Raw genomic sequence first — 15,236 nt, 5'->3', positions numbered from 1 at the left:
CTACCTCACTTCTGAGCGCCGGAGGCGTTCTTGGTGTCGGTCTTTTCCAATGCGGCCTGTTCGGCAGGCTTGCTGTCGGCGGCGGCCTGCTTCACTTCACCGGTCGCATCGTCGATGGTCACTGGCGAGACGGTGACCTCCTGGCCGTCGCGGACACGCTGCGTGCCTTCCACGATCACGCGATCGCCATCGGCCAAACCTTCGTTCACCAGCCAGCTGTTGCCGATGCTGCGCTGCACCTTCAGAACCCGCTGGTGCACCTTGCCGTCGGCGGTTACGAACATGGCGATCGGTTCGCCCTTGGTGTTGCGCGTCACAGCGCGTTGCGGCACCAGGAAGCTGTTTTCGGCGATGCCTTCCTGAATGGTCGCGCGAACATACATGCCGGGCAGCAGCACGCGATCCGGATTGGGGAAGACGGCGCGCACCGTAATTGTGCCGACGGTTTCCGCGACGGAGGATTCGGCGAATTCCAGCTTGCCGGTTTCCTTATACTGGCTGCCATCTTCGAGCGTGAGATGCACGGAAACGTTGTCGCCGCTGGTCTTCAATCGGCCCTCGGCGACGGCACGCCGGAATTCGAGCAGGTTCGTGCTCGACTGGGTAACGTCGACATTGATGGGATCGAGCTGGCGAATGGTGGTCAGCGCAGTCGTTTGCTCGGCTGTGACGAGAGCGCCGACCGTTACCGCGGACGCATCGACGCGGCCGCCGATCGGCGCGCGCATCTTGGTGTAGTCTAGATTGATGCGTGCCGTTTCGAGGGCCGCTTTCGCCGATGCCACGTCGGCGTTCGCCTGAGCCAAAGCGGAAAGTGCATCGTCCAGATTTTGTTTGCTGACGGCGTCCTGTGCGGTGAGGCTCTTATAACGATCCACTTTCGACTGCGCGCTCGGCACGGCCCCTTCCGCTTTCTGCAAGGCGGCGGTGGCGCTGTCATAGGATGCCTGATACGAGGCGGGATCGATTTCATAGAGCACATCGCCCGCCTTGACCTCGCTGCCTTCCTTGAAATTGCGGCTGCGAATGATGCCGCCGACCTGCGGCCGCACTTCGGCAACGAGATAGGCGCTGGTGCGGCCAGGCAGCTCGGCGGTGATTGCGACGGATTGCGGATGCAGCGACATCGCGCTGACTTCCGTCTTGACGGCCGGTGCGTTGTTTTGGGCCGTATTCTGCTGGTTGCAGCCGGCCAGCAACATCGCGAGGGCAATCCCCGCGACGGTCGTCGAGGTGCGGCCGGCTGAAAAGCGGTTGGATACCATCGCATATGTGGGCGCAGAAGTGGGATTGGCGGGCTTTCGCACGTTGCTATTTCCTGTTGCCTTATTTACAGTACCAAGTCGTACCGAAAATATTTATACTGCTTCAAATGTCAATCGCATTCGGCTGTTGGGGCCAAGACGGAAGTGCTGACAAAAGAACGAGCAGGCAAGGCAGATCAGGCCGCCAGGCGACGACCGCGCGGCCGCCCGAAAACCGCAAATGACGACGCGCGCCGCGCGGAGATCGTCGGGGTGGCGCGTGCCACCTTCTATGAACTTGGTTACGGCAGTACGACGATGGATCTCGTTGCCGCCAGATGCAGGATTTCAAAACAGACCCTCTACAAGTTGTTTCCGAGCAAGGCTGACTTGTTCAAGGCGATCATTGCCGAACACCGGGCATCCATGCTGGCCCTTCCGCGCGATCCCGACGAGAATCTACCCCTCGTCGAGGCGCTCGAGCAGATCTTCATGATCGATATGGATGAAGCCCAGGAGCGCGAACGCGAGGCTTTCATCCATCTTTCCATCAGCGAAGCGCAGCAATTCCCGGAGATTGCGACGCTGTTGCACACGTATGGCGCCAAGCAATCGCAGCAGATGCTTGCCGACTGGCTCAGTCAGCAGCAAAGACGCGGCCTGATCGAGATTGCCGATGTGGCCAGCGGCGCGCGCATGCTGATGAACATGATCTTCGGTGCCATGATTTCCAAACCTGGCCATCCGAGCGACTGGCCGGACCGCGAAACGCGGCTGCGCCATTTGCGCCAATGCATTTCGATTTTCGTCGCGGGCGTGCAGCCGCGCAAGGATGCTCGTTAGAGCGGTTCAGTTTTTCACGGAATTTCCGAGCCGTTCCATCTCATCAATTTATCGCAATTCCGGACGGAAAGCCGCTGCGCATTTTTCTGGTGTTGTTTTATCCCGTCCGCCCGGCAGCCTTCCTGCTCAAAGCAACAATGCCGATATGGCTGGTTGAAACCATATCGGCATTGTTCGAGATCCCGGTGGAAGCCGGAATCGATCAGCTCAGTGTGCCACCACGTTTGCTGTCTCCGTACCCTCGTCGAACAAGGGATTCGGCAAGCCATTTGCATACATTTCCTGCAACACGGCCCCCAGTGCCAAATCCAGGCACCAGACCGGGAATTCCGCATTCAGGTTCTTGGCGCTCTGCCTTGCATAGGTGATGAGCCGAGCGATTGATGCCAGTTCCTTGAGCGAGTCTGGATCCTGCTGCGCTGCTCCGATCGGAAGTAATGCTGTCATTTCATGCCCTCTATTGCCGCCGTTCCCGGCAGACGAATCGTGTCTGGTCCGGGAACATGAGCAAAGCGTAACGGATGTTTTGCAGCTTGGCGCGTGACACGCAGCGTGACACGAGGCCTGATTGCGGCAAAATCTTGACTTTGCAATTTCAGGGAGTGAAACGGTTTGAAGCGCGGACCGGCGAAAAGCACGGCAAGCAATATCCTGGTGCCGGAAGCCTAATGCGGCATGACCTCGGCCGCCGCCGCCGTCCACGGGACGGTTCGGCAGCGGGCCTGGATGCGAGGTCTCACAGCATGTTTCAGGCTGGCGCAGGCACATGCCCGCGGCCCGTTTGCCGGGAGGCCGGAGGTCAGTTGCGAAGGCTTGCCGACATGTTCGCCGTCCGAGGCACATGGTCCGTCAGGGAATCGGACGCATTCGCCAGCGACTTGATCAACGTCAGCACCGACTGGCGGACGCTGGGATCGTTGATCTTCATGAATGCCTTGTTGAGATTCAGGCCCTCTTTCGAGGTCAGGAACTCCGACAGATCCTCAAGGCCGTTGATCGCGCCGAGGCCGTCCGTGTTCAGCGGCTGCGTATTGTCCTGCTGGAAGAAGAAGGCAACCGGCACGGCCAGCACGCCAGCTATCGCCTGCAGCCGGCTGGCACCGATGCGATTGGTGCCCTTTTCGTATTTCTGGACCTGCTGAAAGGTAACGCCAATTTGCTCAGCGAGCCGCTCCTGACTCATGCCGAGCATAAGTCGACGCGTGCGCACGCGAGAGCCAACATAGGCATCGATCGGGTTTGGTACTTTTGCACTCACTGCGCAATCTCCTTATCAAACAGGGGACCTAGCGGATATCACCTTACTTCGCGAGACCCGGAAGTAGGATTCGGGTGCTCTATCTGCCCGCAAAATGTGCGTTAAATATGGGTAGAATTCAACCGAGAGTCATTTTCTGTAATATTTTGTAATCCCATCGTCACATACCCACAGAAAATCCGAAGCATCAATGCGTATCAGCGCGCTAATGCGGATTGAAAATGGAAGACGATTTGCAGTTATGCACCGGGCAGAGCGGATTGTCTTTCGTCGGGACGTAGGCGCGAGCGGCATAGTCTCCCGAACCACATTGGCCGTCATCGGCAACGTACCGGTCATACAGCACGATACGGCCGCCTCGGGAAGGATAGCGAAATATTGCGGCGCGCTCGCTGGCGATCAGTTGCTGCACGGACGCGCACGTTTTGCTCGACGACTCGTAGCGCGAGATGGCCGTTGCCGGCTCGGCTGTCGCTATCGTTGTCAGAATCAGGACTGCGGCTGCTGCTTTCATGGATCGCACCTCCTTGCGACGATCAATCATAAGTAGTTGCCTGAAGGGAATCGCCAAGGTCGCGCGAGTGCTTTCGACGGATGCAGGCTGAAAACGGTGCCTTTCTGAAAGGTACGCCAGTTGCCGGCGACATTCCAGGAAGGCCTGTTTTCCCTTCACATCCATCCTGGTTGCGTAAGCGGGCATCGCCCACCCGATTTGCCTTGCCGGCGGCGCTGAAACAAAAGTCGAGCTTTGTATTGGAAGATTCCGGACTGAAAGCTGACTGAAAGGTTGCCCAGGCTAGGTTTGCTGAGCTTCGTGGAGGAAGCGCCTTTCCCGCGCGTCGTATGGCGCAAGAATAAAACAGGAGGAGACATTGATGCGTCCATCGCGCACCTTTTTTCATACCGTAGCCCTTTCCCTCGTCATGACAGCTGCTTCGCTTGCAGCCACGGCCGCCAATGCTGCCGACAAGATTTCCATCATGGTGGGCGGCTACGAAAAGCAGATCTACCTGCCGGCCAAGCTCGCCGAATCCCTCGGCTACTTCAAGGATGAAGGCCTCGAGGTCGAGCTTCTCAACGAATCCGCCGGCGTCGACGCCGAAAACCAGCTGCTGGCCGGCGCCGTTCAGGGTGTCGTCGGCTTCTACGACCACTGCGTCGACCTGCAGGCCAAGGGCAAGTTCATCAAGTCCGTCGTGCAGTTCAGCCAGGCACCGGGCGAAGTCGAGCTCGTTTCGGCCAAATATCCGGATATCAAGTCCTTCGCTGACCTGAAGGGCAAGCGCGCCGGCGTCACCGGCCTCGGCTCGTCGACGAACTTCCTGACGCTCTACATGGCGTCGAAGGCGGGCCTCTCCCCGGCCGACATCACGCCGGTTCCGGTCGGCGCCGGCCAGACCTTCATCGCCGCCATGCAGCAGGATGCCATCCAGGTGGGCATGACCACCGAGCCGACGATCTCGCGCCTGCTAAAGACCGGCGAAGCCAAGATTCTCGTCGATCTGCGCACGCTGAAGGGCACCGAGGAAGCGCTCGGCGGTACCTATCCGGCCGCTTCTCTCTATATGGATGCCGCATGGGTCGACGCCCATAAGGAAGAAGTGCAGAAGCTTGCGAACGCCTTCGTCAAGACGCTGCGCTTCATCAATACCCACTCCGGCGCCGAGATCGCGGACAAGATGCCGAAGGACTTCTACGTCGGCGACAAGGAGGGCTACATCAAGGCTCTCGACGCCGGCAAGGAAATGTTCACGGCCGACGGCGTGATGCCGGAAGATGGTCCGAAGACGGTTCTCGCCGTGCTCTCGCAGTTCTCCAAGAATGTGAAGGGCAAGACGATCGATCTGTCGAAGACCTACACGACGGAATTCGTGAAGAACGTCAAGTAAGCAGTCATGACGCCGCTTCCGGCCAGTTTTCCGACAGGTTCCGGAAGCGGCGGTTCAAGAGACTTTGCAGTTCACTGGGCTTTGCGTGCACGCCCTGAAGGCACGCGTCAGGATCAGCACCATGCAACAGGATGAACGCCGTACCCCGGCGATCGAACTCATCAATGTCAGCCGCCGTTTCGTATCGCCGACCGGAAAGTCGCTGACCGCACTGCGCGATTTCAACATGACCGTCGAGCGCGGCGAATTCGTCGCCGTTGTCGGGCCGACGGGCTGCGGCAAGTCGACGACGCTCAATCTCGTCACCGGCCTTGCCAAGCCGAGCGCCGGCGAGGTCCGCCTGATGGGCGGCCCGGTCGACGGCATCGACCGGCGCGTCGGCTTCGCCTTCCAGACGGATGCGCTATTCCCCTGGCAGAATGTCATTGAAAACGTCATGGCCGGCCCGCTGTTTCGCGGCAAGTCGAAGGCCGAGGCTGAGAAGATGGCCAAGGACTGGCTTGCCCGCGTCGGCCTTTCGAAGTTCCTGCATCACTATCCGCATCAGCTGTCGGGCGGCATGCGCAAGCGCGTCTCGCTGGCGCAGACCTTTATCAACGAGCCGGAAATCCTGCTGATGGACGAGCCTTTCTCGGCGCTCGACGTACAGACCCGCACGGTGATGCACGAAGAACTGCTGAAGCTCTGGGCCGAGCGCCAGGCGTCCGTTGTCTTCGTGACACATGATCTCGAGGAAGCCGTCGCGCTGGCCGACAAGGTCTATGTCCTGACGGCCGGCCCCGCGACGGTCAAATCGGTCTATACGATCGACCTGCCGCGCCCGCGCATCGTCTCGGAAATCCGTTACGAGCAGAACTTCATCGATTATTGCAAGACGATCTGGGACGACCTGCGCGAAGAGGTCGAAACCAGCTATCGCCGTGCCGCGGAAGCGGCATAAGGGAGGATTGATCATGGCAAACACAGCTCTCGAAGCAGGCAATGCCCCGATCTTCCGCGCCGGCACCTCGGACGCGGAAATCGAAGCCGCAGCGTTGAAGGCGCTCGCTCGTCGCAAGTATGTCGTCAAGGCATGGCAGGTCGGCATTCTGCTTGCCATCCTCGGCCTCTGGCAGCTCGCCTCCGACCTGCACTGGATCGATCCGTTCTTCTATTCGAGCCCTTACGGCATCGCACTGCGCCTCTGGGAGTGGATCGTCGATGGCACCGAGAGCGGCTCGCTCTGGTATCATCTCGGCGTCACCATGGAAGAAGCCCTGATCGGCTTTATCATCGGCTCGGTGACCGGTGTCCTTGTCGGTGTCGCCCTTGGCCGCAACAAGCTCGCTTCCGACATCCTCTCGATCTACATCAAGGCCATCAATTCGATCCCGCGCGTCGTTCTCGCGCCGATCTTCGTCATGATCATGGGTCTCGGCCTGGCGTCGAAGGTGGCGCTCGCCTTCATCATGGTATTCTTCGTCGTGTTCGCCAATGCCTTCCAGGGCGTTCGCGAAGCCGACCGCAACATGATTGCCAATGCCCGCATTCTTGGCGCTTCGAACTGGCGGGTCACCCGCAACGTCATCCTGCCCTCGGCGATGAGCTGGATTTTTGCAAGCCTGCACATTTCCTTCTCCTTCGCCATCATCGGCGCCATCGTCGGCGAGTTCGTCGGGTCGCTGGCCGGTATCGGCTACCTGATCTCGATCGCCAAGGGCACCTATGATGCCGCCGGCCTCTATGCCGCGATCATCCTGGTGATGATTGTCACGCTCGGCGCCGAATATGTGATGACGCTCATCGAGAACCGCATCACCCGCTGGCGTCCGCAGCAGAGCCTCGACACGCATTAAGCAGCCAATTACTGGCACCTCCCAAGGCCAGGGGCCGGGCGTTTCGCCCGGCCTTTTTTCGTGTCGAAGGCTTTTTCACCGCAGGTCAGGGGTATCGCATATGAACTGAAGTCGTCGCCGCCCTCCTTCTCCCCTCAGGGAGAAGGTGCCGTCAGGCGGATGAGGGGGTGTCCACCACGACTACGAAAATCAATGAATTCAACTCAGCCAGCCCCCTCATCCGACCCTTCGGGCCACCTTCTCCCCGCTGGGGAGAAGGAATTTCCCGTGCTGATCCACCCCATATGCGATTGTCCTACTGCGCGGGCGGGAGAGGGGACTATCCCTCCATCAGCGCCGTCCACACTCTCAAACGGCCGGCAGCCGCACGCGGACCAACAGGCCGCCGCCCGTCGCTTCGCCAAGCGTGACCGAGCCGCCGGCGCCATCGACCACTTCGCGGACGATGGCGAGGCCGAGGCCGCTGCCCTCCGGCTCCGTGCCCATGATGCGATAGAAGCGTTCGAAGACTTGCGAGCGTTCGGCCTCCGGGATGCCCGGGCCGTTGTCCTCGACCCATAGCAGGGCCGTATCGCCTTCGCGGCCGACGCCGACCGTCACGCGGCCGCCCGCCTGCGTGTAGCGCAGCGCATTGTCGACGAGATTAACCAGCATCTCGCGCAGCATGGTGCCGTCGCCTTCGATATGTACCGGCTTTTCGTCCGCTTCCAGACCGAGATCGATGTCGCGACGCAAGGCTTCTTCGGCGAGCGTTTCCAGCACGCGCCGGGCGGTTTCCGCGAGATCGATGGTGTCGTTGCGCGGCCGGCGGCTGCCGGGCTCGGCGCGCGAAAGCGTCAGAAGCTGGCTTGCAAGGCGCGTCACCTGCCGCGTGCTGGAACGCAATGCCGTCAGCGCCTCGTCGCGCCTGGCGGTATCGGCTTCACGCGCGGCCACGCTCGCCTGCGTCGAAATCAGCGCCAGCGGCGTGCGCAGCTGATGGGCGGCGTTCGAGACGAAGCGGCGTTGCGCCGCCATCTGGTTCTGCACCCGCTCCATGTGATCGTTCAGCGCATGGACGAGCGGGCGAAGCTCGTTCTGCACCATATGGGGATCCAGCGGATCCAGGCGCTGACGGCCGCGTGCGCGCACCGCGTCACGCAGCCGGAGTACGGGCGCCAGGCCCCGCTGCAGGCCGATAATGGTCACGACGCCGGCAAGAAGGACGAGGGCGAGCTGCTTGGTGAAATCCGAGAGCCACAGCCTGCGACGCATGGCGTATTGGCTGTTGTGTGTGACGGCGACCGCCACGGAGATCGTGCTGTCCTGATCGAGGCCGACGACGGGATGGCTCAACATGAGCACGCGGACGCCGTCCGAGCGAAACGTCCTGTCTTCGCCGATCAGATCCCGCTTCGGCCGCGGCAGGTCCGGGAAACCGGCGACGAGATTTCCCCATGCGGTAACGACCTGATAGAAGACGCGGTCGCCATAGCCCGTGTCGAACATTTCCAAGGCAGCGGGCGGAATGTCGATCTGCACCGTGCCGCTGGCATCGACATGCACGGCCTCGGCGATCACACGGGCCGAGGCAAGCAGCGTGCGATCGGTGACGAGATCGGCCGTCGCATCCGCTGAGCGGAAACTGAGATAAAGGTTGATGCAGATCGCGCCGATCAGCGTCAGCACCACCCAGGCGAACAATTGCGCCCGGAGGCTTGTTGTCAGCGCGCCGACAAGGCGGCCCGGGAGCCCTGTCGGTGGGGAGGCTTCACTGCGCATGGCGAAGGAGATAACCCAGGCCGCGCAGTGTCGCGATCTGTACCGTGCTGCCTTCGAGCTTCTTGCGCACGCGATGCACATAGATTTCGATGGCGCTGGTATCGGCGAGATCGTCGAAACCGAAGACGCTCTCCGACAGCGTCGTCTTGGTGACGGTCGTGCCCGCCTTCATGATGAGATGTTCGAGCACGGCATGTTCGCGCGGCGTCAGCGCCAGGGATTCGCCGGCCAGATAGAACTGCCGCGTTCCGCCATCGAACAGCAGATCGCCAACGGCGATTTCGGGAGCGGCACGGTCATGGCCGCGGCGGACGGCGGCCCGAATGCGCGCCTCGAGTTCGGCGATCTCGAAAGGCTTGGCGAGATAATCGTCAGCGCCGCTGTCGAGCCCGGCGACCCGCCCGTCGAGGCTGGCATTGGCCGTCAGAATGATGACCGGCACCTTATTGCCGCTCTGGCGCAGGCGTTTCAGCAGCGTCAAACCATCCATCTTCGGCAGCGACAGATCCAGAATGACGACGGCATAGCCGGCAACCTTCAGCATATGCTCGGCATCCTCGCCATCATAGGCGATGTCGACGGCATATTGCGCCTGACGCAGCGCCTTGCCGAGCCAGGACGCCAGTTCGCGATTGTCTTCGACGATCAGGAGCCTCATGAAGCAACTATACAGCAAGTATCGGATGGGGCGAACATTTCCGGCGGCTTTCCGGCCAGTGCGTCATCGGTTGGCGAGCCTCATACCCATCTCCCTGACCTCTCGGAGATACACCTTGCGCGCATAGGGCGGGGTCAGGTTATGGTCCGCTTCCGGAATGATGGTCAGGCGTATGTCCGGGAAGTGCTTCAAGCCGGCGCCGTTCTCCCCGAACTGGTCATGCAGATGATCCAGGCCGATATCGTGGGCGCTGTAGATCAGCGACATATCGACACCGCGCTTGGCGAGTGTGCGGAAGCCACCCAACACGGGTCCCTGAGCCGCAGCGAAGATGGGGAACGCACCAAGCAGCCGGCGGCCCGCTCGCGCTGCGCGCCGGCCGATGCCCGTCGCCATGTTGAGGATGGCGCTCTTCGCATCGATCTGGCCGCTGAAGAGCCGCTTCAGCGTCTCCATCTGCAGGAGTTTGCGCCCATAGGTTTCCAGCGAACGGGGAGCAAAGCGTAGCGCCTCATCGACCGATCGGCTCTCATCCCAATGAAAGCTGTAGGGATTGACCGTGATGAGGCCGCTGCAGCGCGCATCGCGCAGTGCCGCCTGGAAGGCAAGATAGCCGCCGCTGCAACGTCCCACGATATAGGCCGGCAGCAGATTCCGCTGCTCCAGAAGGGTCAATGCCTCTTCGACATCCCGATGCTGTTCGCGGGAATAGAGCACCTGCTCGGGAGCGCCGGAAAGCGGCGGGCTGTCGCCGACATTGGCCGTATCGAAGCGCAGTGACGCGATGCCATCGCGAGCGAGCGCCCGCGCCATGATGACAGACATCCGGCCCCAGCCGGCGTGTCTGTCATAAGCGGTCGTCAGCAGCAGCGCGGTTGCGCCGGTGCGGGCACCTTCGGGTTCGCAGAGAATGCCGAACAAACGGTTTCCCGTGCCGAAACGCAGCGGCGTTTCCTGAAAACCGTCGCCGGCGAGGGGTTCCGCAACGGGGGAGACGAGCCCCGCCGATGCAGCCGTGCCAGGCCGGGCGGCGATCGATTGCACCCAGGCGATGATTTTTCGGCCGGCCGCGGTCGGCATGATGGCGATGGTGGGGTTCGATACGAGATCGTCATAGCCCTCATAGGCGGACTGTTCGACATGAGGACCGAGCGTTTCGAGATGACGCGCGAAGTCTGCATCTCCCGGGCGGCCGGGTCGCGCCAGCACAAGGCAGTTCGGCGCGGCGATCCGGTCGAGCGTCATCAGGTTCAGTTTCCTGACTGCGTCGGCGGCGCTATCGGGCATGCGCAGGCTGGCGACCGTGACGCCTTCGGTCTGGCGCTGCGCTTCGGCGAGCCCCATGCTTTCATCGATCATCTTGGACCAGACGGTCAGTTCGCGCAGATAGGCCCGGCCGGAGATGACGGGCGCAAGGAAGGCGATGCCGTCGATGTTGGACAGGTGTTCGGCGAGCGTGGCGGCAATGGTGCCGCCAAGCCCTTGGCTGACGAGGATCAGGCGCTCGCAGCCGGAAAGCGCTCTCAGTTTGGCGGCAGCGGCAAGCGCGGTTTCCTGCCACGGTGTCAGGCCATTGCCTTTGTCGGCGATGTCAAGCGCGTCGCCCGTGCCGGCATAGTCGAAACGAAGACTTGATATCCCGATATCGGCGAGATCTTCCGCCAGAATGCGCCAGAACTTGCGGACGCACATTTCCTCGAAACCCCAGGGGCTGAGAAACAGCACGGCGGTGTCGCGCGAAGATGCAACGGCCGGAGTAAACAGGCCGACCGTGCCGGCGAAGGTTACCGGGATGGCTGCTGATCTTGTCTGCCCTTCCTTGTCCTGTTTTTCGGCGGCTCCCCAACCAGCCATGATAGTCTCCTCACATTCGGCGTGGCGCCAATAGAGCCAGAGCCTGCGTGGCAATCGGATTGACACGGGCAGGCAGCCGCGCCGCGATCTTCTGCATGACCTCGATATCCTCGGCTGGAACGGCTTTCAGCAGTCTGAGCGCGACACCGTAGGCCAGGGCGCCGGCAATGATGGCGCTTGCGAGGCCCGCAACGCCGGTCAACGCCTGAACGAAACCATAGGCTGCAATCGCGCAGAGAATGGCAGCAACCGTGACTTTTGCAAGGTTGATGAGCATACCGCGCGTCGAGCCTTCGAATTCCATCCGGCGCACCATCAGAAGGCACATGGCCGTAAAGGCCAGGAAGCGCACCAGCGCTGCCCCTTCACCGCCGTAAAAGGGCACTGCGGCCAGGCAGCCGATGACCATGACAAAGCTGGCAATGACTCCGATGACAGTGCGCTCGCGCACGCGATCGAGCGAATAGAGATATTGCGTGCAGATCTGCATAAAGACGTATGGTGCCGCCGTCAGCGACAGCAACGCAACCATGCCGCCGCTCGGAGCGAAGGGCTGGCCAAAGATCGTCACGACAAGCTCGGGCGCGATCGCCGCGAGGCCGAAGCTCATCGGCAGCGTGATATAAGCGATGCTGCGCGCCACGCCGGCGAAGACCTCGACGGGCAGCTTGTCCGATGCGCGCGCATGCATCTGTTCGGAGTAATAGGGCAGCAGGCTGCCGCTCAGTTGCACGGGCAGCTGCAGCGCCAGATTGGCGAGCGACAGGCCGACGGCATAAAAGCCTACCGCTTCGATGCCCCAGTAGCGCTGCAGGAACAAAAGCTCGATGCGGTTGAGGAAGATCGAGCTGTTGATGAGTTCGATCGAAAGAATGAGCGATGAGCTGATGAGCGCGGAAAGGCCGACGCCGCAGCTGTTCTTGCGGGCAATCGCGATCCGGAGTGTCGCGATAAACATAGGCAGCTGGCCGATCGCATAGCCGGCAAGCGCGCCGCTGACGCCGAAGACAATGGCGCCCACGAGGACGGTCGCAAGCTGCAGCACCGAACTTGCCACGGTGATGCGCAGGAAGGCGCCGACCTGCTGCTCGCCGATCAGATAGTTCTTGCTGTAGGCGCCGAGAGACTGAAGTACGAAGAACACGCCTGTTATGGCAATGACTTCAGATGCATCGCCCGCCCAATGCAGCCGCTCCGCATCCCAGTAATAGGTGGCATAGCCGGCAAGCAGGATCACGGTTGCGAGGATCGTCGGCTGCAGGAGATAGGCGGCAAAGCCACGCCGTTCTTCGGCCGAATAGCCGTTCCCCTTCAACTGCGGCAGGATGCGCAGCAGCGTGACGCCGGCGCCAAGCTCGGCGATCAGCGCGCCGGTTGTCGTCAGCCACAGGGAAAAGGCGATCACACCGTTGGCTTCCGGGCCGAGCAGGCGGGCCGCGATGATCGAACAGGCAAAACCGGTCGCGAGCAGGGTCAATCCCGCCGCCGCGTTCAACACCGAATTTGCCATTATGCCCTTGGTCATGAAGATAGACCGTTCCTCAAATTGCCGGAACTAACCGCATATATCCGGCTCTTCGTGGGGATACCGTCAGCTCTATTTCATATGCCTTAATATTTAGGGTTTAATGCTGCGCTAAGTTCATTTTTTACTTCGGCTAATATTCATTCCTTCTGATATTGGCCGCCTGGGGCTTGTCCGGAGGGTTTCATTGTTCAGCCTCATCGTCTGCACGATCGATCGGTTCGATCAGCTGGAGCGGCTGTTCCGCTCGCTTGTCGAACAGCGTCACCGCGATTTCGAGGTCGTCGTCGTCGATCAGAACCTCGACGACCGGCTGCACGAGCTCATCCACCGCTTTTCCTCCTCTTTCCTCATTCGGCACGTCCGTTCGCCGAAGGGACTTTCGCGGGCACGCAACAACGGCATGGCGGTCGCGGAGGGCGATTACGTCTGCTTTCCCGACGACGATTGCTGGTACGAGTCTGATACGCTTTCGACGGCTGCGGCGCTGTTTTCAGCCCATCCGGACCTCGCGATCGTCACGGGACGCACGCTTGATGCCGAAGGTCTCGCCTCGGTCAGCCCGACGGGCGAGAGGCGGTTGGCGCTGACGCGCTGGAATTATCTGAAATGCGGCAATTCCAACGGCATCTTCGTGTGCCGCGCCGCATTAACCGATATCGGTGGCTTCGACGAGGATCTCGGCGTCGGTTCGGAATCACCGTTCCAGAGCGGCGAAGAGGCGGATTTTCTGCTGCGCGCCCTTGCTGCCGGCAGACGAGCGATGTTCTTTCCCGACCTCATCGTCCATCACGATCAGGTCACCAGCGAATATGGCCCGCGGCAGGTGGAGCGGGCACGCAAATATGGGCGCGGCTTCGGCGCGCTGATGCGCAAGCAGGCCTTTCCCCTCCCCTATGTCTGTTATCGTCTGCTGCGGCCGGTTGCCGGCTGGCTGGCGGCACTGGTGCGCTTCAACCGCGATGCCGCCCGCTACAAGCGGGCCTGGCTGATGGGCATTCTGGAAGGTTATGCCACCTGGCCACGGTGGCGCAGGAACTGAGGCGACTTGCCCTTCGGGGTTAGGGTTTCGGCATAGACATCCATGTAGCGCTGGGCCACTTCGTCCCACGCGTAAGCGCGGGCATCGCGCAGCAGCTCCTGCCGCAAGGTCAGGTCGTCAGCCTCCAGGCGCTCGAACGCTGCGGTCAGGGTATCGGCGGCCACTTCCGGATCGGAGAAATCCGACAGCATCAGGGCAGGATGCGTCTCCGCCATCGCCTTGTAGGCCTCGTTGGCGTTCAGCACCGGCAGCAGGCCAGCGCTCATGGCCTCGATCGCCACCAGGCCGAAGCCTTCATATTCAGAGGCCGAGGTAAAGAGCGAGGCGCGTGCGATAATATTGCGGATAGAGCCGTCGTCGATCGAGACATGCAGCGCAACATTGCGTTCGAGGTCGCGGGCGGCGATTTCCTTTTCCAGCGTCGCGCGATCGAGATCCGATTCGGCGCCGATGATATCGAGATGCCACTCTGCGTCGCGGGCGGCCAGCACCGTCATGACATCGAGCAGGTGGTCGAGCCGCTTGTTGACCGAGAAGCGGCCGATGGTGACGATGCGGCGGCGGGCCTCCAGGGCAGCGCAGTTGGAGAACTTGCTGACATCGGCGCCGTTTTCGATCAGGCGCACGCGGCTGTCGGCGATCTGTGAAAAGAGCCGCGCGTCGGACTGGCTGCAACAGATCAGATAGTTGTAGCCGAGAGCCGAAAGCCGTGTTGCCGTATTGAACCAGACCTTCTTGATCGCGGCATATTTCTGCGTGTGGAAGAAACCGCCATGCGTGGTGGCGACCATGGGACGCCCATGCATCAGTTTGCCCCAGGCGAGTGCATCGAAGAAGAAATCGACGGCGTGAACATGAACGAGGTCGGCATCGGCCAGATGGCGGAAGACCTTGGGCGCGAGCGGATAGCGGCTGGAGCCGGACCAGGGGATGCGCACGATCTCGATGCCATCGATGGTTTCGCTTTCGGCAAGTTCCCGGCCGGGATCGGAAAACAGGCTGTTGCAGGTAACGACGCGCACGCGATAGCCGCGGGAAACCAGCTGGCGGCAGAGATTGGCAACGACATCTTCCAGGCCGCCCTTGTTCGGCAGGAACTGGCGCACGACATGCACGATCAGCGGCCCGGCCTGCTTGTTTGCCTGAATATCCGCAACAGCCGATGTCATCGATCCACCCTCGACCCCTATGCCGCGCTATGCACCGGCAATCCGGCGCTGCAGCGCGCCGCCCGTTGATCAGTCGGCAAAACAGATCATCGGGTCGGTTAAAAAAGGCTTAATCGCCGGTTGGCGTGCGTCATGTTTCGGGCAAGAGGGTTAATGGT

Annotated in this window: 14 protein-coding genes; 5 read left to right on the top strand and 9 right to left on the bottom strand. The window is 61.3% G+C overall.

Annotated elements, in window-relative coordinates; genetic code table 11:
* Positions 1-5: 5 nt before the first annotated feature.
* A complete protein-coding gene (locus DQ393_RS09460) occupies positions 6-1,265 on the bottom strand; it encodes an efflux RND transporter periplasmic adaptor subunit (protein WP_146758972.1) in 1,260 nt (419 codons plus the stop codon).
* A gap of 144 nt (positions 1,266-1,409) precedes the next feature.
* Here DQ393_RS09460 and DQ393_RS09455 point away from each other — a divergent pair, with 144 nt between their 5' ends.
* Positions 1,410-2,087, top strand: coding sequence for a TetR/AcrR family transcriptional regulator (locus DQ393_RS09455; protein ID WP_112341478.1), 678 nt, complete (start codon positions 1,410-1,412; stop codon positions 2,085-2,087).
* A gap of 207 nt (positions 2,088-2,294) precedes the next feature.
* Here DQ393_RS09455 and DQ393_RS09450 read toward each other — a convergent pair whose 3' ends face one another.
* From DQ393_RS09450 to DQ393_RS09440, 3 genes are all read right to left on the bottom strand, one after another.
* Entirely contained in the window at positions 2,295-2,534 is a 240-nt protein-coding gene (locus DQ393_RS09450) for a hypothetical protein (RefSeq protein WP_112341477.1), read from the bottom strand.
* Between the two features lie 352 nt (positions 2,535-2,886).
* Positions 2,887-3,345, bottom strand: coding sequence for a helix-turn-helix domain-containing protein (locus tag DQ393_RS09445; protein ID WP_112341476.1), 459 nt, complete (start codon positions 3,343-3,345; stop codon positions 2,887-2,889).
* A gap of 205 nt (positions 3,346-3,550) precedes the next feature.
* Positions 3,551-4,024, bottom strand: coding sequence for a hypothetical protein (locus DQ393_RS09440; RefSeq protein ID WP_348628005.1), 474 nt, complete (start codon positions 4,022-4,024; stop codon positions 3,551-3,553).
* A 196-nt stretch (positions 4,025-4,220) separates the two neighbouring features.
* Here DQ393_RS09440 and DQ393_RS09435 point away from each other — a divergent pair, with 196 nt between their 5' ends.
* The 3 genes from DQ393_RS09435 to DQ393_RS09425 all read left to right on the top strand — a co-directional run bounded on the left by DQ393_RS09435 (position 4,221) and on the right by DQ393_RS09425 (position 7,069).
* Positions 4,221-5,234 (top strand): ABC transporter substrate-binding protein, encoded by a 1,014-nt coding sequence (locus tag DQ393_RS09435; protein ID WP_112341475.1) that lies wholly within the window; start codon positions 4,221-4,223, stop codon positions 5,232-5,234.
* A gap of 121 nt (positions 5,235-5,355) precedes the next feature.
* Positions 5,356-6,174 carry an ABC transporter ATP-binding protein gene (locus DQ393_RS09430; RefSeq protein WP_112341474.1) on the top strand — a complete coding sequence of 273 codons (819 nt, stop codon included), beginning with the start codon at positions 5,356-5,358 and terminating at the stop codon, positions 6,172-6,174.
* A gap of 13 nt (positions 6,175-6,187) precedes the next feature.
* A complete protein-coding gene (locus DQ393_RS09425; protein ID WP_112341473.1) occupies positions 6,188-7,069 on the top strand; it encodes an ABC transporter permease in 882 nt (293 codons plus the stop codon).
* A 348-nt stretch (positions 7,070-7,417) separates the two neighbouring features.
* On the opposite strand, the gene DQ393_RS09420 is transcribed toward DQ393_RS09425, so the two are convergent.
* The 4 genes from DQ393_RS09420 to DQ393_RS09405 form a co-directional block, all read right to left on the bottom strand.
* Complete coding sequence (locus DQ393_RS09420; RefSeq protein ID WP_112341472.1) at positions 7,418-8,830, bottom strand: sensor histidine kinase; 1,413 nt, start codon at positions 8,828-8,830, stop codon at positions 7,418-7,420.
* A complete protein-coding gene (locus DQ393_RS09415; protein ID WP_112341471.1) occupies positions 8,820-9,488 on the bottom strand; it encodes a response regulator in 669 nt (222 codons plus the stop codon). Before DQ393_RS09415 ends, DQ393_RS09420 begins: the two co-directional genes overlap by 11 nt.
* Before the next feature lie 63 nt (positions 9,489-9,551).
* The gene (locus tag DQ393_RS09410; protein ID WP_112341470.1) at positions 9,552-11,342 is read right to left on the bottom strand and encodes an alpha/beta fold hydrolase; all 1,791 of its coding nucleotides are present in this window, start codon (positions 11,340-11,342) and stop codon (positions 9,552-9,554) included.
* 10 nt (positions 11,343-11,352) lie between these two features.
* Positions 11,353-12,867 (bottom strand): lipopolysaccharide biosynthesis protein, encoded by a 1,515-nt coding sequence (locus tag DQ393_RS09405; protein ID WP_112341469.1) that lies wholly within the window; start codon positions 12,865-12,867, stop codon positions 11,353-11,355.
* A gap of 187 nt (positions 12,868-13,054) precedes the next feature.
* Between DQ393_RS09405 and DQ393_RS09400 the strand changes: the two genes are divergently transcribed.
* Positions 13,055-13,909 carry a glycosyltransferase family 2 protein gene (locus DQ393_RS09400; RefSeq protein WP_112341468.1) on the top strand — a complete coding sequence of 285 codons (855 nt, stop codon included), beginning with the start codon at positions 13,055-13,057 and terminating at the stop codon, positions 13,907-13,909.
* On the opposite strand, the gene DQ393_RS09395 is transcribed toward DQ393_RS09400, so the two are convergent.
* Positions 13,876-15,078: a glycosyltransferase family 4 protein gene (locus DQ393_RS09395; RefSeq protein WP_112341467.1), complete on the bottom strand. Its 1,203-nt coding sequence runs from the start codon at positions 15,076-15,078 to the stop codon at positions 13,876-13,878. The two genes, DQ393_RS09400 and DQ393_RS09395, sit on opposite strands and share 34 nt — an antisense overlap.
* Positions 15,079-15,236 lie beyond the last annotated feature (158 nt).

The sequence above is a fragment of the Martinezella tropici genome (assembly GCF_003287875.1).
GTDB lineage: Bacteria > Pseudomonadota > Alphaproteobacteria > Rhizobiales > Rhizobiaceae > Rhizobium > Rhizobium tropici_C.
The sequence above is the reverse complement of the archived record's forward strand: the minus strand, read 5'-3'. Positions and strand labels throughout refer to the sequence as shown.